This window comes from Methylobacterium sp. Leaf399, from assembly GCF_001424525.1.
In the GTDB taxonomy this organism is placed as follows: Bacteria; Pseudomonadota; Alphaproteobacteria; order Rhizobiales; family Beijerinckiaceae; genus Methylobacterium.
The window spans coordinates 1-12,028 of record NZ_LMQK01000031.1; the positions used below are offsets into that span (position 1 = coordinate 1).

The window sequence follows — 12,028 nt, forward strand, 5'->3', positions numbered from 1 at the left end:
GTACCCATTCACACCTTCGCACCCGAGCAGTTCCCGGCGCTGTTCGGACCAAGCGTGCGCATCGAACAGGACGGGACTTGGTGGGAGTGTGCAGCGTGAGTAATCCAGTTTCCGTTTTCCGGGCCTTGAGCCCCGGCTTCCTCGACGCCCTAGAGGCCTTGGCGGAACGCCCGGGTTGGTGGCAGGACGTGCTCGCCCACCCGGACTTGATCCTGGCGGTGCGACGCGAGGCCGTGAACTTCTACTACCGCGGCGCCTCGATCTTCCGCGTCACCTTCCCGAACGGCACGGTGACGGCCGAGACGCACGCCAAGTATCTCCTGCGCCAGCGCCAAACGACTGTTCGTCTCGACCCGACAGGAGCATTCGGGATCGACCCAGCGACGGCCATATCGACCAGCTACGCCGGCCCGACGACGTTGACAGAGATGCTCCGTGCCGCAACTGCACTATCGGGCCTGGAGAAGACGGGCCTGCATCGTTTGCTGCGGCATGCCCCTAACGTCATCGATGTCGAGATCGCACTGACCAGTTCCATTGCAGACAGCGCTGATACAGACGGCGAGGACGCCAGCGGCGCCCTCCTCGATAGCACAGTACCAATCTCCGTCTCCCGCAGTCCGGACCGACTAGATGTGGCAAGCCTGGAGGAGCGTGCGGAGCCGGGCGAGGCATGGCTGGTGTTTCACGAGGCCAAGATCGCCGCAAACCCCGAACTGCGTGCTGCACCGAGCGGGCAGCCGGCCATCGTCGCGCAGGTCTCGCGCTACACCACGACACTGACCCGAGAAGCCGACCACCTTGCGAGCGGCTACCAACTCCTATGCCGCGACCTCATCCGGCTCGACGCCCTGCGCCAGCGGGTGCAGCGAGCCGCAGGCGTGTCGGAGGCGGACCTCTGGCGGCGCGATCCTCTGGTAGCAGAAGTCGCCGAGGGAGCACGGCGTCTGCGGGTCGACCCACGCCCACGACTCGTTGTGTTCGGCTTCGACGCCGACCAACGCGACGGCATCTTCGGAACACACCTTAAGAGGCTGCAGGCAGAGCCGTTCAGTCTCGCAGTCCGGGCCATCGGCAACCCGGGCGCGGGCACCAGCAACGCTTTCCGACGCCCGTAGCCGATCGCCTCCACACGCCCACAGATTGTGGATGCGACCGCCAGCCGCACCCACAATCTGCGCCCAGCTGTAAATTCCGAGGGGGGTCTACGTGAATCCCTAGTCCCGGCTCGTTCGAGCCCCGACGGGACTTCGTCATCATGTCGCTGCCCACTCCCGCCCTCACCCGCGGCACCTTCCACGCCGCCCTCTTGGCTCTGCTGTGCNGGCTCGTTCGAGCCCCGACGGGACTTCGTCATCATGTCGCTGCCCACTCCCGCCCTCACCCGCGGCACCTTCCACGCCGCCCTCTTGGCTCTGCTGTGCGTCTCCGAGCAGGCCCAATCCGAACCGCGTCTCGAAGGCCGCTTCCAGGGCCGCGGCGAAGGGCTCCTCACCCTGCGCGTCGCGGACGTTTCGACCGAACCGAACCGGCCGGAGTATTACGTCACCACCGACACTGCAGTGCCGAACGAGTGCACCGGCAGCGTGGGTGGACTGGCCACCCTGATCAATCCCGGTACCCTGCGACTGCGCCAGAAGGGTGAGGGCAGCGAGCTGACCTGCGAGGTGACGCTGCGCTTCAGCCCCGATCGCAGCCGCGTGACGATGTCGGCGCACAACTGCAGCGACTACCACGGAATGTCCTGCGATTTCGCCGGAGCGCTCAAGCGCCGCTGATCCGGACTAGGACCGAGCGCGACCACAGCCGCGTTCGCCCACTGCCGCGACTGGCCCCCCCCGGTCAACCCTCTCTTCTGCCTCTGAAACGGAACCGCCCCATGCGCACCCTGCTGCCGCGTGCAACCCTGACGCTTGCCCTGCTCCTTGCCGCCCCGGCGGCCCACGCCAATCCGCCGGTCGACGAGACAAAGGCGGGGCTGTGCCTNCCCCATGCGCACCCTGCTGCCGCGTGCAACCCTGACGCTTGCCCTGCTCCTTGCCGCCCCGGCGGCCCACGCCAATCCGCCGGTCGACGAGACAAAGGCGGGGCTGTGCCTCGAGCTCAAGGTCGACGGCCAGGTTCGTCGCTGCAACCACGACTTCCGGCTCGTCGACGACGGCCAGGGCGAGATCACGCTCGTCACCGGCTACGACGAGGCCAAGGCCGGCGTGAAGACGGTGGTGGCGTTCGCGACCGCCCAGGCACCCGCCATGGAGAACGCTTACGGCTACGCCCTGCGCCTGACCTCGGTGACGCTGATGCCGGTGGGGAACCCCGACAGCCAACGGCATTGGCCGGCTACCGGCCTGTGCTTCGTGGTCAAGCCGAACCCGGTGCGGGCGGGGACAACGCCGATCAAGCAGGACATCGTCATCCTGTGCACGGCCCACCTCACCGACACAGCCGCCCGTGTTCGCCGCTTCGACTGGAAGTTCGTGTTTTGACGATGCCCCACGAGCACCCCCAGCACCATGATTGGAGCGGCCCCATGCACAGACCTAGGACACGAAAGCTCGCGGCCCTCCTCGCCTGCCTGAGCCTGACGCCTGCCCCGACCAACGCGGCCGAGCTGATCTCCGGGCGTTGCCACATGGGTTTCTGCAGCTGGTTCAGCGTCGAGGAGAAGGATCTGGCCGGCACCGCGAAGGCGGGGGCGTTGTTCAAGGTCGTGCTCAAGGGCTGGCAGTCCCACCATCCGGACGGCAACTACGCCCGCAAGACGCCGCGGCAGGGCGGGCAAGCGAGAACCAGCTACGTCTTCTGCTCCAAATCGAAGCCGGCACTGATCAATCGCGATGAACAGGGCCGCTGGGCCGCGGAGTACCTGCCGATCAACGCCGCATTCGGACCGCCGGGCGTGCTGGAGACGGCGACGACGATCTACTTCGCCGTCTGCCATGCGATCGGCGCAGGCAGCCAAACGGATACCACCGACCTCGCCCGACGCTTCGGTTACCCAGAGCAGGAGGAGGAAGGACCGGCGGAGACGCCAATTGCACAGCTCGAGGACATCCTGAGGCCATGAGTACGACCCGACGATCAGAAAGACATTCCATGCACTTCGCGGCTGAACGCAGACCGGAATGCCCGGAGCAAGAGGCGGCGACCGTGCCGTCGGTCGGCATTTTCTGGGGCGTGCCGGAGAATGGCAGAACCGTGCTCGTCACCCACCGCACCCCTTTGGCGGAAGCGGAAAGCTACGGCGACTGCCTCACCCATCCCCACGGACACAGCGAGGTCTGGGAGGAATGGCGGCGGCTCGGAGCCACGGCTCTGCGCCGCCAGGGCCTGCCCACTGCGATCACCGCCCACGAATATGAGGTCTTCCCCCGCGGACGTGTCGTCTACATGCGGCCGGCCGGATTGTTCACTATCTACGCCGACCGGCGGCTCCAACGGCCCGAGACGGTCGCCGAACTCGTCCGACGATTTGGCCTGACCGAACAGCGCCACGTCGTGCGCTCAGACGCACACTACCGCAGCTGAGCCCGGGGCAGATGGGCGCGTTCACGGGGGCCATCGCCGGCTTCATGGCGCACGTTCCCCCACTATACCTGTCACATATATGCCATTCGGCCAGCGGAAACAAAGGTGAAAGGCTTACGAAAGGAGGACCCACTACCGCCTCCCCCACATCCAAGGAAGCTGCCCAAAATAGACCAGGCTAAGTGTTTGAAACTTAGGCGGTCCGCGCAAACAACTTCTGCCCGGATGGTGCCAACGCGGACACCGGCGAGCTGTTGCTCAGCCCCGACGCGGATCGGCTTACCTGCGGCACCTAAATCAGCTGCCACAACGGAAGCGTCGATACAGCTTTGCGCCACGAGCGGACATCACCGCCCCAGCTAGCAGCGGACATTCGTTTGCAGATAGGCGACCGTCGGTGCCGTCCCTTAACAGGCGGTGGATCTGGTCATTTGAGCGCAGCCATAGCCGTCTTTAAGAAGTTCTGACGCTCGCGTTGTGACAACTGGTCCAGCCCGTCGCCGTGAAGAACGGACCCTGAACACCCCGCGAGCGTCGCCGTGAGAAGGGCGTGCAGATTCGGGGCACGACGATCGGTTGACGGGCCTAGGAACGCGGCTACGATCACTCTCTCGCCGTGATCGTGGAGGCGTGCCTGCCGCGCCCTTAGAGCCGTTCCCGTTCGGCTTGAGTCGGGGGTAGCGGTGAGGGGCGCGGTCTGATTCGATGGCGCGCTTTCGAAGGAGAGCGCCATGCCGTCAGCTCTGTCAGTCGATCTGCGTGAGCGAGTCATCGAAGCGGTTCAAGCGGGATCGTCGCGCCGGCAAGCGGCCGAGCGCTTCGGTGTCGGGAAGGCCAGCGCGATCCGATGGCACGCGCGCTTCCGGGACGCGGGCGAGATCGCCCCCAAGCCCGTGGGCGGCGACCGATCCCCGCCCGCCATCGAGGCTCATGCCGAGACGATCTTGGAGATCTGCCGCGAGCATCCGCAGATTTTCCTGCGGGAACTACGCGACAGGCTAGCCCAGCAGGGTGTCCGAACCAGCACGAGCGGGCTGTGGCGGTTCTTCGGTCGCCACGGCATCACCCGTAAAAAGGGGCTCTTCATGCAGACGAGCAGCAGCGCGAGGACGTGAGGGCGGCCCGGGACGCTTGGCTTGACGGCCAACTCGATCTCGATCCAGACAGCCTCGTCTTCATCGACGAGACGGCGGCCGCCACCAACATGGAGCGGCCCTATGGCCGATCCCCACGAGGCGAGCGCTGCCGCATCTCCGCTCCGCACGGGCACTACAAGACCACCACCGTCACCGCCGGCCTGCGCACGAACGGCCTCGTCGCCACCACCTTGTTCGACGGAGCGACGAACGGCGAGCGCTTCCTGACTTGCGTCACCGGCACCCTGGTTCCGGTTCTAAAGCGCGGCGACACGGTCATCCTCGACAACCTGAACGTCCACAAGGTCACCGGGGTGAGGGCAGCCATCGAGGCGGCCGGCGCACGCTTGCTCTACCACCCGGCCTATAGCCCGGACTTCAACCCGATCGAGCAAGCCTTCGCCAAGCTGAAGGCGCTCCTGCGAACGGCCGCCGCGCGCACCGTCCCAGACCTCTGAGCCGCCATCCGAGAAGCCTTCAAGGCCTTCCGCCCGCACGAATGCCGAAGCTACGTCGCCGCTGCTGGATACGATGCCTTCGAACCAACATGAGCGGCAACGGCTCTAACTGATGCGGAATCTTGATCTTCGCCCGGGAAGCGGGAGCGCCATCGAATAGTCAGATCGCGACGGGCGAACCCTGTTCCGCGACGCCACGGCGGATGGCACCGCGACGACGGCCCTGATCGACCGCGCGACCTTCCCTCGTCTTCCCGCTCGCAAAGAGCTGGCCGCGGCGTGGCTGATCGCCGGCGAGAAGAACGTCTACGGTGGCAGGTAGGGCAACGGCTTCGGCGGCAGGCGCTACTATGCGAGGATCGCCCACAGCGCTGGCGGACCGCTGATGCTTAAAGACCGGGTCACCAGCCTCGACAGCCCCTCGGTGGCGCAGTTGAACGCCCTTCGCGGCCTCCCACTGTGAGCTGAGGCTTCCCGCGAGTTGCGGCTCTCATGCAGTCCAGGCTAGGGATGGGGGTGGAGGGCTGCCCCGAAGTGGTGGCGCCTTGGGTGGATTCTGGGTCGGAGAGTGAGTTGAGCCTGTCCTCACAGCAGAGTGCCTTGCTGAACGCCAAGCTTGACTCCGCCTTCGTTCCCCATCTGGCCCCGCTTTTGCAGCCGAAGGGCGGCGCGGACGACACAATTAAGAACCGATCCAGGGCTCTCGCTGCTCTCGTAATCAGCGCACTATGCGAGGCAAGCCCAGACGAGGCATCTGCATCCGTTGTTGACGACTACGATGATTATGGAGTCGACGCGATTCATTATCATGCGTCGACAACAACACTGTATCTTGTGCAGGCTAAATTGAAGGCGGGTTCACAGTTTTCGCAGACAGAGGCCAACGCGTTTTGCCAGGGCGTGCGGAAGCTGATCCGCCAGGACTTTGTCGGATTCAATGAGCACGTCCTGAGGCGACAAACAGCCATAGAAGATGCCATTGAAAACTGCTCGCGAATCGAGCTGGTCATCGTGCATGTTGGTGCAGGCATGAGCGCACATGCCGATGGCGCCCTCAAACAACTTATTGTTGAAGAAAAGAATGATGAGGAGCGCCTGTGCACGGGTTACTCCGAGCTCGGTGCGGACAGGGTTGCGACATATCTGCACGACAGTGGCGCCGATGCCCGCGTGGACGGAACGGTCCACCTGAAGGCCAGCAGTTATCGCGACGAGGGTCGCAAGACGTACATCGGCTTTGTTGCACTCGATCGGCTAGTGACATTGCACAAGCGGTTTGGAAAAGCATTATATACAAAGAACATTCGCCAGCACCTTGGACACAAGACTGATGTTAATATCGCGATCCGGCAGACACTGACCGACTGCCCGGAAGAGTTTGAGCACCTCAATAACGGTGTGACTATACTCGCAGAGAGGATCGATCCTAAAAATAACAATGCGCACCGAGGCAGGCGACTGGACCTGACTGGTCTGTCGATCATAAACGGGGCACAGACGGTCGCATCTGCTGCAGGTTTTGTAGAAGATCGTCCTAATGCGTCGATTGCGGATGCGTATGTTCCGATCACCGTAATTCAGGCTGATCTGGATCACGACTTCAGCAAGCGAGTGACGCGCGCACGGAACCATCAGAATCCCGTCTACAGCCAGAACTTTGCTGCATTGGATGATGAGCAGGAGCGGCTACGGCGTGAGTTGGCCCTTTTGGGCGTCCACTACGCCTATAAGCCGGAGGCGCTCGGCGATGCGGCCGATACTAACCGCGTTCGAATTGAGGAGGCGGCGCAGGCTCTAGCTGTCGTCACCCGTGATCCGCGCTTCGTGGTCTATCTGAAGAAAGAACCGGGACAGCTGCTGCTCGTCGAGGGTCCGAGTTATAAGTCGCTCTTCACGCCATCGTTGACAGCCTTTCGTTTGCTGAATGCCGTACGCTTCTTTCGGTACGTGCAGGCGCAAATGCGCATCCAGGAAAAGGCCGCAGCTGGGACGGGTTACGAACGTCTGACCTATAAGCACGGCGACTATGCGATTGGATTCGTTCTCGGTAAGCGGATCGAAACCACCCTCGCGGGTGCAACAGTCGTTGACCCTGCGAGACTGGCTGGGGCTTTGTCTCAACCATTCGATGAAGCACGCCAGGCGCTCTGGAATGCGGTATCCGCTCGACTTCAGCAGGCGGACAAGGGGCCGCTCTCTATTGTCCGCAATGTCGGAGAAGCGCTCCCGATACTTCGTGAGGCGATGATCAATCACTACAACTTGCAGAGCGACCCCGCGCTCCCACACGTCTCCGTCGCCGTTCCGGGAGAGCACTATCCAGTGAAGCTGTATGATTACCTCGCCAGCAAGGCTCCACAAATCGGGGGCCTGACGTGACGAAGAAACAGAAGTTGGAACTGACCTGGGTCGGGAAGGAGAAGCGGCCACGGCTGGAGCCTCGCATTCTCCTAGAAGAGCCGGAGTTGTCCCACCACGCGGGCCACCGAGGCGAGCGGGACGTATTCGATAACCGGCTAATCCAGGGCGACAACCTCCTGGCGCTGAAGGCGCTGGAGGCGGAGTTCGCCGGCCAGGTGAAGTGCGTCTTCATCGACCCTCCTTACAATACGGGCTCGGCCTTCGCACACTACGACGATGGAATGGAGCACTCTCTCTGGCTCTCCATGATGCGCGATCGCCTGGAGCTTATCCGCCGTCTCCTTTCCCCGGACGGCTCACTCTGGGTGACACTTGACGACAACGAGGCGCATTACTTCAAGGTCATGGCTGATGAGGTATTTGGGCGCGAATGCTTCGTTACAAATGTGGTCTGGGAGAAATCAGACTCGCCTCGGAACTCTGCTCGCCAGTTCTCGACCGACCATGACCACGTCATCGTTTATGCAAAGGGACCAGAATGGGTTCCGCGGAGGCTTGCACGTACCGAAGAAGCCAATGCAATTTATGCAAATCCCGACGACGATCCGCGTGGACCGTGGTTGCCCGGCGACCCGTACGCTAACAAGCCCTACTCTAAGGGTTTGTACAAAATGGTTGGTCCTACAGGGCGTACCTTCTCTCCACCTCCGGGGAGATATTGGCGTGTTTCCGAAGAAAGGTTGAGAGAGCTAGATCAGAATGGCCGTGTCTGGTGGGGACCGAACCGAAGCGCCCGTCCAAGCATCAAACGCTACCTCAACGAGGTAGGTGACCTAGTACCGCGGACGCTCTGGTCAAAAAATGACGTTGGCAGCAATCGAACATCAAAGAATGAGCTGCGGGCACTATTCCCCGGTGACGTGTCGTTCGACACACCAAAACCAGAAGCGCTCCTGAAGCGAGTGCTCGACCTCGCCACGAACCCCGGGGACCTCGTCCTCGACTCTTTCGCCGGCTCCGGCACGACGGGGGCCGTGGCACACAAAATGGGGCGGCGGTGGATTATGGTGGAGTTGGGTAAGCATGCCCAGACTCACATCGTTCCGCGGCTTTGCAAGGTGGTCGATGGGACTGATCCGGGCGGGATCACGGAAGTGGCCGGATGGAAGGGTGGCGGCGGCTTCCGCTTCTTCCGCTTGGCACCGTCGCTTCTGGAACGCGATAAGTGGGGTCGGGAGGTGATCTCCAAAAGCTACAACGCCGCCATGCTGGCAGAGGCGCTCTGCAAGATCGAGGGTTTCACCTACGCGCCCGCCGAGACGGAGTACTGGATGCAGGGTCTCTCGACGGAGCGCGACTTCTTGTACGTCACCACCCAGACGCTGACTCACGAGCAGCTTCGCGACCTCTCGGAGGAGGTCGGGCCCGACCGCACTCTTCTCGTGCTCTGCGCGGCTTATCGGGGCGATGCCCGGAGCCTGCCTAACCTCACGGTTAGAAAGATTCCCGACCACGTCCGCGACCGCTGCGAATGGGGCCGGGACGATTACAGGCTTGTCATTGCGGCGCTGCCCGAGGCTGGGCCAAAAGAAGAGGGCGCGCCCGCGCAGGCGACGCTGTTCGCGGAGCCTGCGAAGTGAACCGCCACGTCGGCGTGATCGCCGGGAGGCTGAGCCTACGGGCGCCCCAGCGACAGTCACTGGAGATCCTCGACCGGGTCTGCGAACTCGTCCCGCCGCGGCGCGGCGCCGATCGGGCGGGGGGGCTGGCTGCGATCCGGGCCGAGTACCCGAGCGTAACTGATTTCGAACGCGAGTTCCTAAGTGTCTGCTTCGCGCTCGCGACCGGTGTGGGCAAAACACGATTGATGGGCGCCTTCATTGCTTACCTACACCTGGCGCACGGGATCCAGAATTTCTTCGTGCTGGCGCCGAACCTTACGATCTACCAGAAGCTTATCGCTGATTTTACCCCGAATACGCCGAAGTACGTTTTCAGGGGCATCAGCGAGTTCGTGACGGACGAGCCCGAGATCGTGACGGGTGAGAACTTCGAGAGCCGGGGCGCGCTGCTCGACTCTCTCCATCGCTGCAAGATCAACATCTTCAATATCTCAAAGCTGAACTCGGAGGTGCGCGGCGGGCGCCAACTCCGGATGCGCTCCTTTCGGGAGACGCTGGGCGAGAGCTACTTTGACTATCTAGCCGGCCAGCCCGACCTCGTGCTCATCATGGACGAGAGCCACCGCTACCGCGCCTCGGCCGGCTGGCGCGCGCTGAACGAGCTGAAGCCGGTGATCGGCCTAGAGCTGACCGCCACGCCTTTCGTCGAGACCCCAAAGGGGCCAGTCCCGTTCAAAAACGTGATCCTCGATTACCCGCTCGGGCGGGCGATGGTCGACGGCTTCGTCAAGGAGCCGGTCGTCGTGACACGACGCGACTTCAACCCGGCCGGCATGAGCGCAGAAGCGATCCAGCGTCTTAAGCTCGAGGACGGTATCCGGCTGCACGAAAGTGTGAAAGTCGAGCTTGAGACCTACGCGAGGCAATCGGGGCTGCCGCGAGTCAAGCCCTTCCTGCTCGTAATCGCGCGCGACATAACCCACGCGGCCGAGCTCAAGGCAAACATCGAAGGCGAACTGTTCAGCGGACGCTACGCGGGACGGGTCATCCAGGTCGATTCTTCCGTGAAAGAGGACGCGACGGTCCAGGCGCTGCTAAACGTCGAGCGGGCGGAGGAGCCGACGGAGATCGTGATCCACGTCAACATGCTGAAAGAGGGTTGGGACGTCACGAACCTCTACACGATCGTGCCGCTCCGCGCCGCTAACGCCCGGACGCTGATTGAGCAGTCGATTGGGCGCGGCCTACGCCTGCCCTACGGGGCGCGGACGGGCGTCGCAGCGGTGGACCGGTTGAACATCGTCGCTCACGACCGCTTTCAGGAGATCGTGGACTCGGCAAACCGGCCGGACTCGCCCATCCGTATGCGCTCGTTGGTGCTGGACGATGCCATTCTTTCCGGTCGCACGACCACTTTCGTGTCCCGGCCCAGGCTCGCCGACCAGCTCGGGCTAGCCACTGATGTCATACCTTCGTCGCTTGGTGGCGACGGCTTCGGCGAGCGCGACCAAGCCGTGTTCGACGCTGTGGAGGGGCGCGTAGCCCGGATCGCTTGGGCAGAGTTCAGACGACTGGAAGCGCAGCCAGACCGAGCTCCCACCTCGGCCTCTCTCCTTAGGCCGGACATCCAGGCGGCCGTCGTTGTCGAGGTCGAACGCCAATACCGTCCCGCTCACGTTCAGCTCGGGGGCATCCGCGAACAGCCGGACGTGGCCTCGGTCGTTGCACGCACGGCCGAGCTCGTCGTGCAGGGCATAATTAACATTCCACGCATTTTGCTTACCCCGCGCGGCGAGGTCAGATCCGGCTACCGGCCGTTTACGCTAGACCTCGCCAACATCCGCCCGCAGCCTGGGGGGACGACCTTGTGGCTCCAAGAGCTGCGAACCGGACGGGCGGAGACGCTCTTGCCCAGCAGCGAGTCCCGGGGGCACGAGAAGCAGCTCGAAGATTACCTCGTGCGCCGACTGATCGACAAGCCGGACATCGCCTACGACCAGCACGCAGACCTTCTCTACGACCTCGCTCGGCAGTTCGTTGCGCACCTGCGGACCTATCTGCCTGAGGAGGAGGTTGCTGAAGTGCTGAGTGCTAACGATGAACTCCTGGCGAACCTAATTCACGGGCAGATGCAGAGCCATTACGAGGAGGCCGTCGACGAGGGTTACGAGGTCGTTGTCAAGCGGGGTTGGACGATGCTTCGCGACAGCGCATTTACCGCCGCCGTAGACGAAGAGCCACTCAACTTCCGTGCACCTCCGCCGGACCTGAATAACATCGCTCGGTACGTCTTTGGCGGTTTCCGACGATGCCTCTATCCGGCGTTGAAGTTCCAATCGAACGCCGAACGGAAGCTCGCAATCGTACTCGACCGCGACAGTGAGAAGTGGTTCAAACCGGCGAAGGGTCAATTCCAGATCTATTATCGCCGGGGCGCTGATCATCCCGAGTACGTTCCTGACTTCGTGGCCGAGGTGGCAGACCGAATATTTATGCTGGAGCCGAAGGCTTCCAATCAGCTTGTCGATCCTGAGGTAATGACAAAGCGTGACGTCGCGCAGGCTTGGTGCGCTCACGCGAGCGCGCACGCTACTCGTCACGGCGGCAAGCCTTGGAGCTACGTCCTCCTTCCTGATGACTCGATAGCCGAGAACATGACGCTGGAGCGTCTAGGATTTTCGTGACCAATGCTGCCCCCAGACATCTTGGCTTGGGCTCGTGACGTTTGCCGAATGCCATCTGGGGAGGCGGGGCCCGATGGTCTCAGCCCACGATACAGTCACGTCGCTGGTTATTTCGGGTAGCGGATAAGCACGAAGCCCGGAAGCAGACATACTGAGTGTCGGCAATAGGTCAACTTCGGAAGTGGCCCAACCGCATGGGTATGACGAGACACACCAGCGCATCACTGCGAAGGCCAGCA

6 protein-coding genes and 1 pseudogene are annotated in these 12,028 nt (G+C 62.8%); all 7 read left to right on the plus strand.

Annotated elements, in window-relative coordinates; all coding sequences use genetic code 11:
- Window positions 1-95 precede the first annotated feature (95 nt).
- The 7 genes and pseudogenes from ASG40_RS15065 (at window position 96) to ASG40_RS15110 (ending at window position 11,789) form a co-directional block, all read left to right on the plus strand.
- Window positions 96-1,118: a hypothetical protein gene (locus ASG40_RS15065; RefSeq protein ID WP_244480633.1), complete on the plus strand. Its 1,023-nt coding sequence runs from the start codon at window positions 96-98 to the stop codon at window positions 1,116-1,118.
- A gap of 1,412 nt (window positions 1,119-2,530) precedes the next feature.
- Entirely contained in the window at window positions 2,531-3,067 is a 537-nt protein-coding gene (locus tag ASG40_RS15080) for a hypothetical protein (RefSeq protein WP_156387748.1), read from the plus strand.
- A 29-nt stretch (window positions 3,068-3,096) separates the two neighbouring features.
- A complete protein-coding gene (locus tag ASG40_RS15085) occupies window positions 3,097-3,528 on the plus strand; it encodes a hypothetical protein (protein ID WP_055887500.1) in 432 nt (143 codons plus the stop codon).
- A 731-nt stretch (window positions 3,529-4,259) separates the two neighbouring features.
- Window positions 4,260-5,215 (plus strand): annotated as a pseudogene (locus ASG40_RS20715) (IS630 family transposase).
- A gap of 480 nt (window positions 5,216-5,695) precedes the next feature.
- Entirely contained in the window at window positions 5,696-7,501 is a 1,806-nt protein-coding gene (locus tag ASG40_RS20720; RefSeq protein ID WP_162243325.1) for an AIPR family protein, read from the plus strand.
- Entirely contained in the window at window positions 7,498-9,123 is a 1,626-nt protein-coding gene (locus tag ASG40_RS15105) for a site-specific DNA-methyltransferase (protein ID WP_055887508.1), read from the plus strand. Before ASG40_RS20720 ends, ASG40_RS15105 begins: the two co-directional genes overlap by 4 nt.
- On the plus strand, window positions 9,120-11,789 hold the full coding sequence (locus tag ASG40_RS15110) for a DEAD/DEAH box helicase (protein ID WP_055887511.1): 2,670 nt from the start codon (window positions 9,120-9,122) through the stop codon (window positions 11,787-11,789). The genes ASG40_RS15105 and ASG40_RS15110 overlap by 4 nt, the downstream gene beginning before the upstream one ends.
- Window positions 11,790-12,028 lie beyond the last annotated feature (239 nt).

Coding starts and splice junctions, on each gene's coding strand:
- ASG40_RS15080 (WP_156387748.1), top strand. CDS start 2,531: ATGCACAGACCTAGGACACGAAAGCTCGCGGCCCTCCTCGCCTGCCTG.
- ASG40_RS15085 (WP_055887500.1), top strand. CDS start 3,097: ATGCACTTCGCGGCTGAACGCAGACCGGAATGCCCGGAGCAAGAGGCG.